This window comes from Geodermatophilus sp. SYSU D00758, assembly GCF_054049955.1.
In genome coordinates this window covers 88,596-107,100 of sequence record NZ_JBJGYK010000006.1, presented here as the reverse complement: position 1 = coordinate 107,100, position 18,505 = coordinate 88,596, and the positions used below count along the sequence as shown (strand labels likewise).

At 65.1% G+C, this 18,505-nt stretch carries 12 protein-coding genes; 4 read left to right on the top strand and 8 right to left on the bottom strand.

The genetic code is table 11. The features are described 5' to 3' along the window. Positions 1-17 precede the first annotated feature (17 nt). The 3 genes from ACI8AC_RS06410 to ACI8AC_RS06400 are packed head-to-tail and all read left to right on the top strand — an operon-like array spanning position 18 to position 4,886. Positions 18-2,543 carry an ATP-binding protein gene (locus ACI8AC_RS06410; protein WP_456896306.1) on the top strand — a complete coding sequence of 842 codons (2,526 nt, stop codon included), beginning with the start codon at positions 18-20 and terminating at the stop codon, positions 2,541-2,543. Beyond that, positions 2,540-4,276: a DEAD/DEAH box helicase family protein gene (locus ACI8AC_RS06405; RefSeq protein WP_456896304.1), complete on the top strand. Its 1,737-nt coding sequence runs from the start codon at positions 2,540-2,542 to the stop codon at positions 4,274-4,276. The genes ACI8AC_RS06410 and ACI8AC_RS06405 overlap by 4 nt, the downstream gene beginning before the upstream one ends. 16 nt (positions 4,277-4,292) lie before the next feature. After that, positions 4,293-4,886, top strand: a complete 594-nt coding sequence (locus ACI8AC_RS06400) for a hypothetical protein (RefSeq protein ID WP_456896303.1) — start codon at positions 4,293-4,295, stop codon at positions 4,884-4,886. 43 nt (positions 4,887-4,929) lie between these two features. On the opposite strand, the gene ACI8AC_RS06395 is transcribed toward ACI8AC_RS06400, so the two are convergent. The 6 genes from ACI8AC_RS06395 to ACI8AC_RS06370 all read right to left on the bottom strand — a co-directional run bounded on the left by ACI8AC_RS06395 (position 4,930) and on the right by ACI8AC_RS06370 (position 15,376). Further along, positions 4,930-5,160, bottom strand: a complete 231-nt coding sequence (locus ACI8AC_RS06395; RefSeq protein ID WP_456896440.1) for a NaeI family type II restriction endonuclease — start codon at positions 5,158-5,160, stop codon at positions 4,930-4,932. Positions 5,161-5,216: 56 nt separating this feature from the next. Next, entirely contained in the window at positions 5,217-6,227 is a 1,011-nt protein-coding gene (locus tag ACI8AC_RS06390) for a PD-(D/E)XK nuclease family protein (RefSeq protein WP_456896301.1), read from the bottom strand. Further along, positions 6,217-11,718 carry a DEAD/DEAH box helicase gene (locus tag ACI8AC_RS06385; protein ID WP_456896300.1) on the bottom strand — a complete coding sequence of 1,834 codons (5,502 nt, stop codon included), beginning with the start codon at positions 11,716-11,718 and terminating at the stop codon, positions 6,217-6,219. The genes ACI8AC_RS06390 and ACI8AC_RS06385 overlap by 11 nt, the downstream gene beginning before the upstream one ends. Before the next feature lie 8 nt (positions 11,719-11,726). Further along, positions 11,727-12,500, bottom strand: a complete 774-nt coding sequence (locus ACI8AC_RS06380; RefSeq protein WP_456896298.1) for a hypothetical protein — start codon at positions 12,498-12,500, stop codon at positions 11,727-11,729. Between the two features lie 130 nt (positions 12,501-12,630). Then, entirely contained in the window at positions 12,631-14,724 is a 2,094-nt protein-coding gene (locus ACI8AC_RS06375) for a hypothetical protein (RefSeq protein WP_456896296.1), read from the bottom strand. A gap of 145 nt (positions 14,725-14,869) precedes the next feature. Next, positions 14,870-15,376, bottom strand: coding sequence for a very short patch repair endonuclease (locus ACI8AC_RS06370; RefSeq protein WP_456896294.1), 507 nt, complete (start codon positions 15,374-15,376; stop codon positions 14,870-14,872). A gap of 71 nt (positions 15,377-15,447) precedes the next feature. Here ACI8AC_RS06370 and ACI8AC_RS06365 point away from each other — a divergent pair, with 71 nt between their 5' ends. Next, positions 15,448-16,749 (top strand): DNA cytosine methyltransferase, encoded by a 1,302-nt coding sequence (locus ACI8AC_RS06365; protein ID WP_456896292.1) that lies wholly within the window; start codon positions 15,448-15,450, stop codon positions 16,747-16,749. Here the strand turns inward: ACI8AC_RS06365 and ACI8AC_RS06360 are convergent. Next, positions 16,742-17,755: an HNH endonuclease gene (locus tag ACI8AC_RS06360; protein WP_456896290.1), complete on the bottom strand. Its 1,014-nt coding sequence runs from the start codon at positions 17,753-17,755 to the stop codon at positions 16,742-16,744. The two genes, ACI8AC_RS06365 and ACI8AC_RS06360, sit on opposite strands and share 8 nt — an antisense overlap. Before the next feature lie 51 nt (positions 17,756-17,806). Continuing rightward, positions 17,807-18,502: a DUF6308 family protein gene (locus ACI8AC_RS06355; RefSeq protein ID WP_456896288.1), complete on the bottom strand. Its 696-nt coding sequence runs from the start codon at positions 18,500-18,502 to the stop codon at positions 17,807-17,809. Between the last annotated feature and the right edge of the window lie 3 nt (positions 18,503-18,505).

Here is an 18,505-nt window from a genome sequence, read left to right as displayed (position 1 = left end):
GAAAGAGAGATCGTTCCATGACCGAGCATAAGCTTGTTGACATCCAGCCGACTCCCAATGTACTTTTGGCCCTGACTCGCACGCCCATTACCCCTCTGGATGCGTTGTGCGAGCTCATCGACAACGCCATCGACTCATTCAGGGCGGCCGAGGTTGCGGGGGTGAAAGTCCCGTTCCGGCAGGTCTTCCTCGAGCTTCCCGGGCAATCAGAGGTGAGTCGCGGGGAGGGCTTGCTGCGTGTACGGGACACCGGCCTGGGCCTCACGGAACAGCAGATCGCGGACGCGTTGCGCGCGGGGTACAGCTCCAAGAACGCCTTCGACACGCTTGGCCTCTTCGGCATGGGCTTCAATATCGCGACGGGCAAGCTGGGGCGCGTCACGAAGCTCATTTCCGCGCGCCAAGAGGACGAGTACGCCTTGGAGGTCGTGGTCGACCTACCGAAGCTGATCGAGCAGGGCACCTTCGAGGTGCCCGCGCGGCGGATTGAGAAGCCGCACGGGTTCGAGCGCGGGACCATCGTCGAGGTTCGCGAGTGGTGGCCGGCCGGCGATCCGAACAACGCGTTCATCCGGAAGCTCGCCGCGTTGCCGAAGGCGGTGGTCCGGCGCGAGCTGGCGCGCCGTTACGCCACCTTGATCCGAGGGGAGGACGGGCCGCCGGCTCGTATTTCGGTCAATGGTGACCTCGAGTTGGCGTTTGAGCACTGCGTGTGGGACGTGAGTCGATTCGTCGAGCGGGCGGGATATGGCCGGATCCCGGCTCGCATCGACTTCGACCAAGAGCTAGCAACGTCGTCTCGGTGCCTCCGTGACGGCACGCTCATGAACGAGGCGATGGCGTGCCCCCGTTGCGGAGGAAACGATGTGCGCGCCGTCTCCGAGCGCATCTGGGGTTGGGTCGGGATCCAGCGGTACGACGATCAGAACGACTTCGGCATCGATTTGATCCGGAATGGGCGCGCGATCCGGATTGGTGAGAAATCAGCCTTTTTCGACTACACCGACGAGGATACGAAGCGCTCCGAGAAAGAGTATCCGATCGACCAGCAGTACGGTCGAATCGTCGGCGAGGTCCATCTCGACCATGTTCCGGTTGACTTCTCCAAGCAAGATTTCCAGCGTACGAGCGATGAATGGCACAGTGCTGTGCAGTTTTTGCGGGGTGGTTCGCTGCTCCCAAGTCGGTGGCCGGCCGGGGAGCAGAACACGACGCCGGTTTCCCGCCTCTTCCAGGGGTATCGCAAGGTGCGAAATTTCGGTCTGGCGGACATGTATATGGGCCGCTACAACGAGGCCCGGCAGAAGCCCGAGCGAATCTCTCGCGATGTGGAACGGGAATACCTCGCCAAATTCCAAGCTCGCGAACCGGGGTATTACGACGACGCTGAGTGGTGGAAGCTAGTCGAGACGGCGACCGACAAACCCATCGAGGAGCTGCCGGAGTGTCCGGACTGTGGTTACCAGAACGCCCCTGCGGCGGAGACGTGCGACGGATGTGAGCACATCTTCAAGCCAAAGACCTGTGTGAATGAAGACTGTGACTCAGTGCTTCCCGTCTCGGCACTGGACTGCTCTAGCTGCGGTTTCTCCCAGGTGCCGACGATCATCGCGCCGTGGTCATGCTCGTTCTGCGCCAAGGTGAATGAGGGCGACGAGGCCTCGTGTGAGCAGTGCGCACACCCGAGAGGTGCACCCCATCCGGCAGATCCGGAGGCGTTGGACGAGGACTCGTCCGAGGAGCCAGACCTCAGTCTTTCTGGGCTCACCCTCGACCTGGTGCGTGGCGGTCCCAGTACTGCCATCGATGTCTCGGTCCGGATGATGTCGCGCAGCATCATCCCGGCCTTCGGGGCAGATCCCGTGCCACTGATTGCTCGTAAGGCCATCCGCAGCATCACAACCTATGTTGATCCGTCCCATGCCGCCTTTGTAGACCTGGGAATGCGCATCGAAGACGCGGTGGCCGCCGAGGTGGCGCACTTCATTTACGACTCGCATTCCTCTCTAACGGGGGCGCGCGGCCACGCTACGGTCAATCTGATGACGCAGGTGCTCCAGAAGGCTTGGCCCGAAAGGGTTGCAGAAGCGCCCGACGGAGTGAGAGCAGAGATCGCGTCACTCTTCGCGCTGATCGCGGATCGCCTCGCCAGCATGGATGAGGTTTCCGACTTCTACACCGAGCTGTCGGTGGACGAGCAAAAGCGACTCGCGGACAACATGTTGTCTTCCGGCGTGGGGATGGCCAGTTTTACCGATGCCGTCCAGAGTGGTGACTATCTCCGGTATGCCGACCTTTCCGTGCTGGTGAAGTTCTACGACAAGTTCCCTCATCTCTGGTTCGACGGGCGAGTCTGGGACGACGCGTGGCCGGGGGAGGAGATGGGGTCCGCCCTGGCTGCAAGCGTCCGGCAGGAGCTGAAGGAGAAGTACCTCCGATGCCTGCAGGACTGCGCCTCTTACATGAGGTACCAGTCTCCTGAGCGGTTGCTTGTCGTCCGCGCGAAAGCTGCGCTCGACTTTTTGTCGGCGAAGCTGCGATGAGCCAGCGCCTGGTCACAGATCTCCTGGTCAGCGGGACGGGATGGCAAGCGCTCGAGCGCATGGTCATGCGCGTCCTGCTGGCACGGGGTTTCCAACACGTGCGGCTTGCGGGCATGTCGGGAGACGGCGGTGCGGACGTCACTGCCAGCAAGGGTGGCCGACGGTGGCTCTTCCAGGTCAAACGGTGGAGGAGCCGGGTCGGTGTCGGTGTCATCGACGAAACGCTCGAGGCATGTGCCAAGTACTCCGCCGACGTGCCCGTGATTGTTTCAAGCAACGGGTTCGAGTCTTCAGTGCTGGAGCGTCAGCGCCAGCTCGCTTCGATGGGCGTGCCCTTGCAGCTGTGGGACCGCCAGAGGCTGCGGCGTCAGGCTGAGCTCGCCGAAGAGGATCCCATCGTGGTCCGTGAGCCGGAGGTCTACGGGCTCCGGCAGTACCAGGCGCATGCTGTCGACCGTGCCATGAGTGAGTTCGTTGAGGGTCGCAGGAGCGCCCTGATCGTCCTCGCAACGGGTCTCGGGAAGACCTTCGTCGCTGCTGAGTTCTTCCGCCGCCTATCAGGCCTTCGGCCGGGCGCCAAGGCTCTCGTGCTGGCTCACCGCAATGAACTCGTCTACCAGCTCGAGAAGGCCTTCTGGCCGACGCTAAAGTCATCTCAGGCCACTGTGGTATGGAATGGGCACGAGAGGCCCGATCGAGAGACGCTCGAGTATGCCGACCTCGTGTTCGCCTGTGTCGACAGCGTGTCTTCCCATCTGGCTGGCGGCGGGACGTTGCATGACTTCGCCGCCATCATCGTTGACGAGTGTCATCACATCGGCTCTGAGATGTACGACCGGGTCCTCGGCGAACTCTCTGCAGGGGAGGGTGGTGCCTTCCTCCTTGGAATGAGTGCCACTCCCTGGAGGCCGGATGGCGCTTCGCTGGACCGTTGGTTCGACCGGCCGGTGGTTGACATTGACATGGTGAGGGGTCTCCGTGAGGGCTACCTCGCCAACATCGACTACCGCATGTTCACGGATAACATCGACTGGGACCGGTTGCAGGGCCTAGATGGTTCGTTGTTCACCCCGAAGGCCATCAACAGACGCCTGTTCATCGAGGAGTGGGATGACGCGGTCGTCGAGCGGCTCGTGGAAACCTGGGGTGAACAAGACAATCCCAAGTGCATCGTTTTCTGCGGCACGATCGATCACGCCGAACGCATGGCGAGCAAACTCAACGCCCTCGCCTTCACCAGCGCCCGTGTGATTGCATCACGTTCGTCTGACGGTGCCGCCATGACGCCCGTTGAGCGTGCGCGTGTCTTGTGGGACTTCGCTGAGGGCCGGGCGGGTGTCCTCTGTGCCGTCGACGTCCTTAACGAAGGCGTCGACGTGCCAGACGTCAACATCGTTGTGTTTCAGCGTGTGACGCACAGTCGGCGCATCTTCGTGCAGCAGCTGGGCCGGGGCCTGCGCCTGGCGCCCAACAAGAAGAAGGTCATCGTCCTCGACTTTGTGTCCGATATCCGGCGCTTCGCTGCGGGGTTCGAACTGCAGGAGTCGCTGCAGCAGAAGAACAGCACTGGCCGTGTCCGGCTGGGCAACCGGGTGTCCTTCCAGAGGGCAAATATGGAGGACACGCGGGGTGCCCAGTTCCTTCGAGAATGGCTTGGTGACGTGGCGGCCGTCGAGGCGGCAGGAGAAGACGTCCACGTCCTGAGGTACCCCCCAGCAGTTACCTTTTCCTAATGAGAGGGTTGCGTAAGTGACCGTGAACTCGAGCAAGCACGATGCCACGTGGCGGAGCCTTCGTGGCGAGCTGCACACTGCCTATGAGGACATGTCGAGACTCCTTGATGGGGACAGCCGCATCCAGGATCTCTTGGACGCCTACTTGCGGACGAAGCGGCTATCCGCCAGGGCCTACCAGTCGTTGATTCTGGAGTCGATACCTGATCACGGCGCGGCATGGGTGGCAGTTCGGCAGTCCGTCGAGCAGGGAATCCAAGAGCGGTATGCAGGGCTGCTGCCCGAGTGGGCGCTGAAGGTGCCTTACGGCTCGGCTACGCACAAGCAACTGTTTTGCATCCTCCTCGACCGTCGTGGTGGTCCGGTGTCGGCGGACTACCTGCGAATCGTCACTGCAGACGCCGTACACGCGGAGCGGCGGGTGAGGGAGCTCCGGGAGCTTGGGTTGGACGTGGTCGCTACAAAGTCCAGTGGTGACGACACCTACTCACTGGCGAGCGCCGACGTCGACTTGGGCGTCGTGCCAACCCTCGTGGGCAACAACATCCGGGCAAACAAGAAGATCCCGGATGCAGAACGGAGAGAGCTGCAGGACATCGTGGGCCGCTGATGAGCCGGCTCCGCCCCAGGAAGTTTCATGCGCCAGAGCGGACTCAGGGACTGACGGGGGCCTCGCGCCGGCGCGGCACTTCGGGGGCTGGTTGCACTGCTGGGCGGTGGCCCCGGGACTTCGACCACCCGGGCCGCGATGAACTCGCCCGTCCGCGGCACGGGGAGACGAAGCGCTCTCGCCACGAAGGGGTCGTGTCTTGATGGCCGAGCACCAGGATGCCCTCGGGCCGCAGCTGCTCGCGGGCGCCTCCATTGCCACGGGCGCGCTTCATGGGATCGGCCGATCCATGCGCCTTGAGCTGGGGCAGCGGCCAGAGCGAATCTTGCGTCACTTCTTCTCCATGACGTGGATTTCGGATTCTTCGCCGGCTCGCCAGCGGGTCAGGTCGGGCTCCCCGTCGGGACCTCGTCTGGGTTGCACGCGGACCAGGCGGAGACCCTGGCCGACCGCGCTGCCGGTGATCGGCGTTCGCAGGTCCGTCACCCAGGCTTCGTCGGCCGCCGTGGCTAGCCGCACCGCTGTCCGGCCGTTGGTTGCCTTCTGGACTGCCAGCAGTCGGCCTTCGACGCCGTCCGGTGCGGACCACATCGAGAGCGCATCCCAGTGAGGCTGACAGTCGACCCGGCGGCGGCAGTACCGACAGTGCTCGCGTGTTGGCATCGCAGGCCGGTTGCCGAGGCTCCACGCCGCACGGTTGCTGTCCAGTTCATGCAGTAGTGTCGCCAGCCCCTCGCGTGGCAGCTCGACCTCCCGCATGCCTCGCCTGAGGCTGTAGATGCCGAGCCATTGAAGTTGGCCACCTCGGCATCGTTCGACGAGGGCGGCATACAGCCAGAGCTGGACCGCGATCGAGGTGGGCAGAGGAGTTATTGCCCCGTCACCTCCCGACTTGAGGTCCACCACGACGGGACCTCGTGGGGATGACAGCAGGACGTCCACCGTGCCCCACAGACGGCGGTCGTCGTCGTACAGAGTCACCTCGCATTCGGCACTCGGCTGACCGCCGAACTGGCACATGAACTCCCGCAACCCCGGAGCGCGGTGACGCAGGCGCGCCGCCGTCATCCGGCCGTCGGGGACATTGGCGTAGTCAACGCCGCGCTCCTCGGCCACGGATACGAACAGTCGCGCGAGCTCGCTGTCGCCGGCGGGGGAGCGCCAGAACCCTGTCCCGATCCAGCGCTGCAGCGCCACATGAGCCATCGTCCCGACATCACTTCCGACGCTCTGCTGCGGGACGGGGCGCCCGTCCGCCGGCAGGTACGTCACCGAGTAGGGACAGTCCAGCAAACGATTTGACGCCGCGGGGGAGAGCCAGGGGACTGCGTCATCTGCCACCAGTGGCCTCACCGAAGAGCTTGAGGACCGTGCCGGGGCTGCGGTCGAGGGTGAACGTATCCGCGAAGACGATGGCCGAGGCCTCGGGGTAGCGATCCTCGGCGGCTGCCAGCGCCTCCTGGAGTCGCGGGGCGATCAGCACCTTCTCGGAGGCCTCCAAGGGGTGCTTCGCCAGGACCACAGCCTGCTCGTAAAGGTTGTTGTCAAGGACGGCAGCCGGGCACGGAAGGCCGTCGATCAGCTCGGCACCGTAAGCCTCAGCCCAGCTGCTCATCGCCCGCCGCCCGAGGTCGCGCTCGATGGGCAGGGTCCCATTGCGCAGCACTGCGAGCAGGTCCCGGGCGAGCCGCCAGTCGAGCAGCGCGTGATAGGCCATGTTCGAGTAATCCCGCAGGCACCGGTAGCAGGACGCTGCACACTCGCCGGCATGATCCGGGTCCTCCAGCTCGCGAAGATAGGATGCGATCCGATCCTCGACGAGCTTGGTGAAGACCCCGGGATCCCCCAGGTGAGTGCTGAAGCCAGCACCGTTCTCGAGCGTGTCTGCGATGAACGCCATCATCGTCGGCTTGCCGTCGACGAGGCCGTTGTACAGCCCAGCGCTCAGTTCCAGCGTCTGGACGTCGAGATACGCCGACGCGGCGGTTCGCAGCAGGAAGGCCAGGGAGTACCAAGCGGCTCGCCGGGCATCAGCACTCTCGGTCGCGCCGCAGGGCTGCGACACACCGGTCTCCAGGTCCAAGCGGAAACCCGCGTCGTCGAGCACAGGAGCGCTCGAACCGACGAAGAGGAAGTCCGTGGGCTGGACCGCTCCAAGGGCGACGGATACCGCGTCACCACTGGCAGCCTTGTCCGGCAGCAGGCCCTTTTCCATTGCAGGAACGGATACGAAGCCGCCCCAGTCGAGCCACGCTGACGCGGGGCGGAAGCGGTGCAGCTTGCCGGCGTTGTCGTTGATGACGAAGCGCTTGCCAGGTCCGCTGAAGGCCGTGATCCCACCTTCCTCTGTCTTCCGCAACTTCGTGAGGTCAGTCATGGCCCGCGCGGCCATGGCGCGCGCCGACCACGAGAAGTTGCCGTTGAAGTCCTTTTCGAAGCCGGCCCGGAAGCCGAGCGGCTCGCGGAGGTCGAGCTCCTGAAAGACGCCGGGAGGCGCGCTGCAGCGTGGACAGGCAGTGGGTGGGGTGCCGTTACCGCCCGCCGATTCGGACAAGTGGGCGCATGACCGGCACACTGCCAGCCGGTGTGCGGAACCCAGGGGGTCCTGCTCCGGCTGTGGCTTTGCGCCGATCGGACGGAAGGCCGCCACGCCGACCACCGGGTACACGCGCCCGTCGCGGACGACCTCACTCAGCGGTGCGAACTGCGAGACCGCCATCGCCAGGTCGCGGTCGATGACCCCCTCCGGCGGCCACGGGCGCGAGTGATAGGGGCGCCGTAGGTGCAGATAGCGGACGTTGGTTGGAAAGCCGAACATGGGCAGCTCGCCCGCTTCGGCGAGCCGCTGGCTCAGCTCTTGATGACCGCTGTCCGAGGCACAGGCACGATCAACGGCCTCGATGAGCCCGTCACCGATCCACGCGCCCCAGTCGATCTCATTGATGTCCGACGGGGTGTAGGCGGACAGAGCCGCGGCGGCGGCCTCGATCTGACCGCGGCGCTCATCGATCCATCGCTGGACGAGGGGCTTCATTGACGGCCAATCGGCGCATAGGCCGAACTGGCCGTGTGGGTTGTTGGTGAGGCCGGATGCGAGCCCGGCGTTGACCATGCCCTCGCCGAGCTCGGCGAAGGCCAGGCGCAGCACCTCGCTCTTGAGGGCGCGGCGGAAGATCTCCGGCCGGTCCAGCGACAGGTATGGCTTGGGGGTCGGCTCATTGGTGATGAGGTGGGGACGGGCGAAGTAGTACTCATCATGGCTCCGCCCACGGCACACCGTGAGGGCGAGCGCGATGGGGGAGGTTCGCCGTCCCGCCCGGCCGACTCGCTGCTGGTAGTTGAATCGAGTGGGCGGCATATTGCCCAGCACGACCACCTCCAGGGCGCCGATGTCCACGCCGGCTTCCATCGTCGTGGTCACCGACAGCAAGTCGACCCCGTCGGCCCGCCGATTCTCCCGCGTGCCCTCGTCCAGGAAGATCCCCTGGAACCGTGCCTGACGCGCCTGCGCGTCGACTCGGTCAGTTTGTCCTGTCAGCTCTGCGGTGTTGAGACGGAAACGGCCGAGCTTCTGAGTCGCCTTCCACGAGTAATAGTCCTCACCACGCTCGAGGGGAGTGCCCTCTACAGGCAGCACCTTCCTGCAGCGGGTGCAGATGCCACACCCGCGGTGCAGGTGCTGCCGACGGCAGTTGCCACAGATCCAGCTCACGGCGCTGGGCTTCCGCAGCGTGACCTGCGCCGGGTCGATGATCTGCTGAGTGACTGCTCCGCCCCAGTACGCCAGGACCTTGGCCGGCACCGCTTGCGCGTCCAGACCGTGCGCCCGGGCGACGGCGTCCCAGTAGCGGACCAGCTTGGGATGGGGCGTGTCCCGGCCATCCCTCAGGTTGGTGAACCTCCGCAGATCGGCAAGAATCCGGAGGCTGGAGCGGGCGATGGCCGGAACTGAGGCAGGGTCGAGGTCGGCTTCCTGCTGGTCGGAGGCCAAGGCAAGCCATCCGAGGCCCAGTGACTCGAAGTCGCGCCCTGCGCCAGAGAAGAGACTCTCGATCACCTCCGTCCTGAGGCTGTAATCGATGTTGTTGAGAAGGTCTCGTTCGGCCATGGTCAGGTTGGCGCGCGGTGCAGGCGGAGTCGTCGCCCAGTCGTACAGCGCGGACCAGGGCGTCGGCTCCTGCTGAGCAACGCGGGCGGTGCTGCTCAGGGAGGCATGCGGGCCGCCCGGGTTGACGCCGAGGGCGAGTAGCGCATCACCCACTTGGGTTCCGAGGTCGCTGAGCGGTGCAGCGGCCGCGAGGCTGGCCTCCAGCTCAGCCAGCTCACCCTCGTGCGCCTCGTCCTCCTCCCCGCGCCAGAGATCCGCGACACGCGCGTAGCGCTTGTCGAAGCGCAGTTTCAGGCGCTTGACCGCCGCCTTGTTGTCGTCCGTCTTCTCCCCGCCCACGACCATCCGCCGGGCAGCTTCGACGTCGTCCCTGGAGTCGCCGTCCGCCGACACGAACTCATAGACCATGAGGCGGAGCAAGTCCTGGTAGTGGCGCAGCCCCATGCCGGCCGACAACTTGGCGGCGTCCTGTCGGCTGTCGGTGAAAACGATGGCCTTGCGCTGGTCCTCATCCAGCTGAGAGACGAGTTCGGTGACGAGAACCTGGTTGATCTTCTCGAAACCGGTCCGCATGCCACGGATGGGGCTCCGCTGGCGAAGCGGATCAGTGTGCTTGAGCCTCTTGCCGTCCGCGTACTGGATTTCCCAGTCGTCTGCGCAGTTCGGGCACCGAGTCGGGAAGGGCGAGAGTCCCGTCAGCTCGCGGACTGGCCGGCCACTCTTCTTGTCGCGCTTGGAGATGACGTGAAAGGTCCAGCCGGTGTGTGGCTTGCCATTGGTTGCGTTACGCACCTCCCCACTCGCGGGCTTGAGGATGCTGGGCCGGAACGAATACTCGACGTTCTTGCTGTCCGCGTCCCAGGAGAGGTCCTCGAGCTCGGGCTTCGTGGTGCGTGGCCAGTAGACGACGAAGTTTTCCGCTGTCCGCTCGAGCGACACCTGGTCGGGCATCTTCGCCAGGTCGGGTACGTCAGCGAGCAAGAGCGACTTGAAGTGAGGTGTCTGAGTCTCGCCTGCGGGAACGAAGCCGCCGAGGAGGACGTCGCCGCAGTTCTGGCAGTACAGAAGCTCGAGCACCCGGGCGCCACATGTGCACCGCGTGGTCGGCTCAGCGAAGAGCCTGCCGACGGTTTTCTTCTCCGTGCGCGGCGGCGCGTCAGGACTCCCTGCGTCCCGGCACTCGGGATCGACGCACGCCCACATGCCCGGAACGTTCCGAAAGAAGAGGTGCGCCCGAAGTCGGGGCCACTTCTGGCGACCCTCACTGTGCGGCACCGCGGACAGGAGAGACTGCAGGGCGGCTTCGGCAATGGCGTCCGAGGCCAGTGGGAAAAGCAACCGGCGGAGCTGAGATTCGTTCTTGGCCTCCGGAACCTCCACCGGCTTCCCGCCATCATCGAGATGGAAGGCGCTCTTCAGAGCATCCTGCGCACCCATCTCCTCGGCGACCTGCAGTGCCGTTTCCGGGTCGTCTGAACGGGCGAGCCGTTCCGCCGCGGCAGAAATGTCTGCCTGCAGCGGTTCGGGGCGGATCGTGTCACCGGGGATGAAGTCGAAGCTGGCCTCGTCGAGGCCGAAGAAATCCTGGATGTACTCCCGGTCTCGGACGGGGTCGAGGCTGGCAGAGGCCGCGAGGACACGGAGCTGCTCAGGGCGATCAATGAGGCCGAGCCGGTTGCGCAGGTTCCGGATGAGGAGCGCGACCTCGGTGCCGGCCGTACTGCGGTAGGTGTGGAGCTCGTCGATCACAAGGGTAAAGCGGTGGGAAGGGTCGGCGTCGAGCCACGTCCGCGTCTGATCGAAGAACACACTCTCCCGCGGACGCAGGAGCATGACGTTGAGCATGCTGTAGTTGGTGATCAGCACGTCCGGCGGTGCGTCAAGCATGTCCCATCGGCTGCGCATCTCGGCCCCGTGCAAGCGGGGGACGAAGTACTGCGTTTCGCCGCCTAGTGCGGCGGCCTTAGTGGAGCGCTCATCGAACTCGTGCAGGAGCCGCCGCAGAGCGCCTCGGGCCCGGCCGTCGTCAGGTGAACCCGTGACGGGTGTCGCCCCGGTGTAGCGGCCGAAGTAGAAGCGGTGACCGTGGCGGTGCGCGTCCAGCCAAGCGCGGGCGTCGTCGCTGTCGAGGGCCTTGCGCAAACGGATCAGCTGGTCGTCGACCAGCGCGTTCATCGGGTAGAGGATCATCGCCCGCACTGCTTGCGGGCGACCGTGCTCGCCCCGGCGCTGCGGCACGAAGGGCCCGTTCGGATTGCGCCACCAGCTGTTGTCCGGGTCTCGTCCGCCCGTCCAGGCAGCGGACTCGGTGAGCAGCGAATCCAGGATGGGCAGGAGGAACGACTCCGTCTTGCCCGAGCCTGTACCTGCGGTGATGACCATGTTCCGGCCGGCTTGCCTGCCGGTGGCGAGTGCCCGCTCCTGGTGGCGGTAGAGCCTCATGTGGGGTGGGATCAAGCCGGTCGACGCGAACGGAGCCAGGTCCGCGGATGCTCCAGCGGTGGCCGCAGAACCGGCCAGGTCGTGATCCGCTGCCGCGTACTCCGGCCGGAGTTCGATCAGCGGCCGCCGGTAGATTCCGTTGTCCCGATCAAGGAGGGCCCGCCGCTCGCGCTGGAGCTCCTCGTCGGCGAGCCCGAAGGGCGTGTCGTAGTAGCGGAAGAATGCGTCCTTCAGCCGCTCGAAGCTCCCGACGACGTCCAGGCCGGTGGGGTCGTTTCCCATGATTACTCCTAGCTGACTTCGAGGGTCTGCCCGAGCGAGGCCGCAACGGCTTCAGCGATCGAGCGAGGGATGTTGTCGTAGCTGCCGGTCTTCGCCAGGCTTGAGAACCGGGGGGTGAAACCGCTGCAGAGCACGAGGCAGCGCTGTTGCAGCACCGGAAGGGGAGCACCCCAGTCAACGTGAAGGCAGCCCGTGTCTCGGCCGCTGCTGTCGGCCCTCCAGCGCAGCGGTCTCACCTTCACTGTCGCGAGTGCGGTGAAGACGGCAGAAGGCATATCGCACTGCCGCCATCCATCATGCCGGAGATAGAGGTAATGTTTGCGGCCCGCATAGTCATACCGGTAGGCGCCGTGCGGTAGCGGCCTAAACAGCGGCGGCCCCCACTGCAACGTGAACGGGTCGAACAGCTCAAGACTGGCGTTCCGCAGATTCGGCCCGGCCGCGGGTTCTCCGAGCTGCGGTCGGCTGAGGTGTTCGGCCAGTTGCTCGGCGGCGCAAGGAACATAGGTCGCCTCTAGAGCCTTCGCGGCCTCGGAGAGATCACCAACGGTGTCGTACTGAAGGAGGACGACGGTCGGCCGTGGCATCCCGGAGGGCCGCGATACCTGCGGCAGCCGGTGTACCTCGAGGTCAAGACCGTCAAGTTTCCGCTCACATGATTCGCCGCGGCAGCCGACGAGCAGCGCGAGACCGTCGCCATGCGGGATGCGGGTGAGAACCAAGGGGGTGGCCGACCAGCGGTCCCGATCCCAATCCAATTCGAGACTGCCGAGGGCCGACATGTCACGGAGCCACTGTCCCGAATCGGCTGGTCTTAGCGTTCCGTTCTCTGTCCGGACGAGCCAGTCGTGTGTGCGTCTCAGCCGCCCGATAGTCCCGGCCTGCTGGATGGACAGCCACCTCGCCAGAAGGTCACCCAGCACGGCGCACCCTTTCCCACGCGCGGATGTAGCTGTCCAGAAGGGGCGAACTAGACCGCCAGTGCAACGAAATCTGTTCCCACATCTCGTGACCGTCAGGCGACAGGCGGGTCAGGTGCGGATCCAGCCAGCGGATGAGGGCGGGACATTCGAGCGCGCCTGATCGCTGATTCACACTCAGAAGCCACACAGCACTGGCCGGCGGCGTGAACTCCCAGTAGGGCGACTCGGGCAGATCCAGCTGGGAGCGCCAGTCCGTCGGTGGAGGTAGAGCTACGGAGGTGACGTGTCCTCGTTGGTCGGAGATGAAGAAGGAACGTGCATGACGACGCAGGAGGAACGGGTGGGGCGTGTCTCCGTGGACCGCCGCGCCAGCGATCGCGCTAGGCCCGATCGGGCCTTCTGCGAGTAGAGGCGGCGTATCTTCCTCTCCGAGCTTCCAGACGAGCTGCCGGCTCTCAGCCTGGGGCAGCTCATCGCCACCGTGAAGGAAGAAGTCCAGCACCATGCCGTCGACTTCCAGACGATGGGGTCCGGCTTCCAGGCCAAGCGGCCTCAGCGGGACAGCGAAACCCGTCGCAAGAAACGCTGGGTCTTGATGATGACCGTCCAGCGCCGCGGCGACTCGTCTCTCGCCATCAGACGATGGGAGCAGGAGGTCCGGTGGGCCGCCCAGTAGGTAATGGTGATTGCCTAGGCGTTCCGCCACCTTGAGGCCATTGACGAGGCGTGGGCGTGCGACAGGTTCGGGGCGAAGTGCGGAAACCAGGCTCGGGGTGAGTCCTTGTACGGCATTCCGGAACGCGGCGTCATTCTCGAGGACGACGTTCAAGTAAACGACGCGTCCAGGGACGAGAGCCTTGTCTGGTGTTTGCTTGAAGCGCCGCCACCCGCTGCGTGCGGCTGTCTGCAGGACAACGTCCATGGCGGCCCCGTGTTCGGGGCGGACAGCTAGCACATGCTGCTCGTGAGGCACAACGGAGTCGACGCTGAGCCACTCCGCAGCGGGGTGGCCGCGGAACGCGAGAATGGGTTGGTCCCGAAAGACGGCCTCCAAGCCGTCACCGCGAAGACTCAGTCCCTGCTGGTGATGAAGCGTCGCGGCCAAGGGAGGCATGCCCTCAGCCGCGTACAGGTCTCCGTAGGCTGGCTGGCTCAAGTGCACGGTGCGATGGCCGCTTTGCTGGAGCGTCGCGTGCGTCACCCCTTCGACCACCGGGACGGCCCACGTGGCGGTGAACGCGTCGAGGTCCAATGCGATGCGCAGATCAAGCTGACGTCGGCCCCGTGACGTAAGGACAAGCCCATCCCATTCGCTGGCTTGACGATGTACGAGCTCCCCGAGCACGTGATGCAAGCCAGGAGTGTTCAGGGCACGGGTGAACGTCTCGGAGAAGCCACGAGGGCGACTCGCCCACAGCGATAGAAGGCCAGGCAGGGCGTTCACGGGCGGAACCCCGTGCTTCTTCACATCGAGCGCCGCGAAGAAGTGCGTCAGCAGCATCCGGTCGGACCGTCGCAGAAGTGCCTGGGATATCGGGTAGCCGACCTTCCAGAAGGTCTCGTGCGTTTCGATCGTGCTTGTGCCCAGCGCGGACGCACGAGCAGACACCCATCTGTCAAGGTCGTCCCACCAGCCGGCGACCACCTCAAAGCCGTCGCGCAGGTCATCCTCGATGCGGAGCATGTCGGCCCCGCTCGCGGCGGGCTTGAGCAGCTCGGCAAGGCGCAGGTAGTACGCCGCCGAGGTCGCTAGTTCATCGGTATGCATGGCTGAGGCGGCCAGGACGGACACCGCCAGCACCGGAAGATTCGGTGGCGGCTGATCAGCCAGCCTCGTCTTCCAGCGCCGCCAGCTCAGATCAAGTGAGTCGAACAGACGGTTGCCGAAACGCCACTCAAGTCTTTGGCCGACGCAGGCACTGAGGTCGGCGACAGGCTGGTCCAACTCCGGCCAGAGCCGCGCGGCTTCGTCCACGTCGAGGAAGAAGACCCACGGCGTCGACGCGTCGCGGTCAGCGAAGAAGACCGCGGATAGGGCGGATTGCCACTGCTCCCAGCTCCACTGCTGCCCGCCGCTGGGCATGCGACCACCCCCGTCCCGTCCGTGATCGTCCGCACACTAAGCGGCAGCACCTGCATATTCGAGTCTCTGGCGTGACGGAAGCCCCGGCTGGGGGACAGGGGACTGATGGGGCGGTGGAGGCCTCGTGCGCGGGAGTGGTGGCTGGTCACTCGGAAGTGTCAGTGGTGGGCAATACCGTGCTCCCATGACCGACAGCGCGGAGGACCGCCGTCAGGGCCTCCTCGGGCGTCTCGTGCTCCCACACGCGAACGACCGTCCAACCAGCGCCCCTCAGGGCCGTGTCCGCCCGCCGGTCCCGCTCGATGTTGCGCCGCAGCTTCGGCGTCCAGTACCACTCGTTGTGCGTCGGTTCGCGGCCGTGGACCGGGCACACGTGCCAGAAGCAGCCATCGACAAACACGGCGACCCTGCGTTTGGTGAAGACGATGTCCGGCCGGACTCGCACGTCGTCCAGGTCGAGCCGGTGATCCTTCCGGAACCGGTAGCCGCGGGCGTGGAGGGCCGAGCGAAGGCGGACTTCGGGCTTGGAGTCGACTCGCCGGTTGGCCTGCATGTTGCGCGAACGGCCGGGATTCAGGGGCTTCGGCCGACCGTCGCTGTGGCGGCCGTCTTCAGCAGTGGGCACGAGCACAGTCTGCGCGTCGGCTGCCATGGGTCAGGAACACTGACGGACGATGGGGCCGGCCTGCCGGACACTCAGGCGAGCACCACCGAGGGAGAGTTGTGACGGATCTGAACGTCGTGGAGATTTGCGCTGGTGCCGGAGGACAGTCCCTCGGGCTGCACTTGGCGGGCTTCCGGCACGAGCTTGCCGTCGAGCTGGACGAGACTGCAGCGACGACCCTGCGCAACAACCTCTCCCGGCGCTGGCCGCATGTTGACCCCGCGGAAGTCGTTGCGATTGGCGATGTCGCTGACCCCGAGGTCTGGAAGCCGGAGGACTACGCGGGCCGGGTAGCGCTACTCGCCGGCGGTGTGCCGTGTCCGCCCTTCAGCGTTGCAGGCAAGCAGCTAGGTGCAGGTGACGAGCGTGACTTGTTTGCCTGGGGAGTCAACTTGGCTGGCCGCGTGCGTCCTGAGGCGCTGCTCCTCGAGAACGTTCGTGGCTTGAATGACGCCCGATTCGGCGGTTACCGGCAGGCTGTGGTCGACAAGCTGGAGGATCTGGGGTATAGGGCAGACTGGAAGCTGCTTCATGCCAAGGACTACGGCGTCCCGCAGTTACGGCCACGAATGGTCCTTGTGGCGCTGCGACCCGAGTACGCTGACTACTTTGAGTGGCCAGAGCCGCAGCTCACCACACCGACCGTCGCCAGAGCCATTGCCGACCTGATGGGCGCCAACGGATTCAGGTACATGGACAAGTGGATGGAAAAGGCCGATGCAATTGCTCCCACGATCGTCGGTGGGAGCAAGAAGCACGGCGGAGCAGATTTGGGGCCGACGAGGGCGAAGCTAGCCTGGGAAGAGCTATGGGTTGATGCCCACGGACTGGCCAATTCCGCGCCCGGCGAGGACTGGGATGAAGCGGACTATCGGAATCGGCGGGGCCCGCGGCTGACTGTCGATATGGTGGCGCGCCTACAGGGTTGGCTCAATGAGCCTGAGTATGAGTGGCACTTTTCCGGTCTAAAGACGAGTCGCTATCGACAGGTTGGAAATGCCTTTCCGCCCCCTGTAGCCCGGGCCGTGGGTGAAAGCATCGCCCGCGCGCTTCGCAAGGAGAAGGTTGCTGGCGGCATCCGTGCCGATCTCAAGATGCATGATGAGGTTTACCATGTCATGCGTGATGCGGGCACCTTCCTCACGCCTTACCGCATCAGCCAATTGCTCGGTGGGCGGCTTTCCGGTGGCGAGGTGGAGAAGCGCATCGCTCACCTGAAGCACGACTTTGACGTGGCGGAACGTCGGCGCGGTGGCCGGACGTCTTATCTGCTCGGCCAGTGGCGCGCGTTTCAGGGACAGGCAGACCACATCAGGCACGAAGCCTTCGGCGAAAAGCGGCTTCGGGGCCGTATCAGCTGACCAACGGTCGCTCGACCCGCGCTTGCCATATGTTTTCGCCGTGCCAGCGGAGGTAGTGGGAGCCCGGTGGCTGGGCGTGAGATGGCAGGGAGAGCTGGGCAAATAGAGGTGGCCGGCCGAAGGCTGCCCTCGCAGCATCATCCTCGTGGGCCATGGCCTCAACCTCGGGGAGCACCAATACTCGGAGGTTCACATCGACCGTCAACAGACCGGTATCGAATGCGACGTCATGCGTAGGGCAGGCTGCTAGCCCGTTGGTGATGTCAAGTCGCTCGCTGCTGGTGCTCGACCGCCAGGGCTTAATGTGGCTGGCCGTCAGCATTCGCGCCGCTCGACCTCGGGGTCCCGGCACCGCGAGCCCACAGAACACGCACCGGTAGCCGTGATTCTCCAGGACGCCCAACGCGAAGCGGTGCTGTCCGACTCTGGCGGCCGCCGTCAGAAGTCGTTCCGTGACGGCCTGGTCCACGGCGCTGTTGGCCGCTGCCCATTGAGCAGCCTTCGCCTGTGCCTCTGACTCGACCGCACCCATATCGATTTCAGACTGACCGAGAAGCCCGATCTCCTGGATCCCATCTTCCAGATCCAGAAAGTCCGGCAGCCTTTCTGTCCCGATGCTCACGCGCCGCGCTGATTCCAAGATCAACCGATAGATCTGGTTCAGGCGATCAAGATTGGTCAGGAGTTCGGCGGCGATGACGGACTCGTGTCGTGCACCGTTTGGTCGGCTCCCGTCCAAATTCGCCATCTTGGCGAGCACTGACGAGTTGGGTCTGGAGAAGAGCTGCGCCAGCTGGGGAACCGGTGGCTCTGCACGATGGGCGCTGGTGCTGCCGTACTTGCGATGGTTGACCTTCAAGCTTGCTGCGAGGCACAGAAGTGTCTCGACGGGCAGAAAGTCCACTTGGCGCTTGCCAGGCTCGGGAAGGCGGCGGGTGAGGATCGACTGCCATTGCTCCCGCGCCTGGTTGGCGGTGAGCGCAAGGTAGTCCGACGGCTCGGGCATGTGTCTTCCGTTCCTAGGAATGTGTCAACGATCGGACTGGGGATGGGGGCGTCAGTCGCCCGAAGCCTTGCAATGCGTGACGGCGTGTTCCCAGATCACGATGTCTGCGGCACGGAGCGGGCTCAGTGGCCGGTCATCCGGGGTGCGTTTGGTGGCCGCGAGCTTCTCCAGCCAGGACCGGCTGGCGCGCAGGTCGGCCTGTAGAACGGGCCACAGCCGTCGGGGTGCCTCCTTGTAGGCGCCGATCGGCGGTCGGCGCCCGAAGTAGAAGCGGTAGATTTCCCGATCGAAGATCGGGACGAAGGCCGGCCGTTTTCGGTGGAGAATCTTGGTGGCGGCAACGGCTTTCAGCCGGGGAACCCCACGTCCGCGGGCCTCTCCGCAGGCGATTAGCGCTGCATCGACGTGTTGCCAGGGGCCGTCGGCATCGTCGAGGTCGAGGTCGAGGAAGTCGACGGGTTCTCGGGCGCTCACATCCAGGACGGCCTGGAGACGCTTAAGCACATCGGCGCCAGCACAGTCCTCCTGGAACAACGGCACGACCTGGTGGTAGTCGATCCGTACGCTGAGCAGCGCTGGCGCGAGGCAGTCCAGCGGTGTAAGAGCATCCGGATCCCCGAGCCGGTCATAGGTCCAAAACGCCCGGGGGCCGTTGCGGTCGGTGTAGTGGTCGAGGTGCTTCTCCGCGCAGGCGCGGAGTGCCGCAATGCTCGGGTCGATCGGAGTTCTCCTCTTGGCGATGCGCATAAG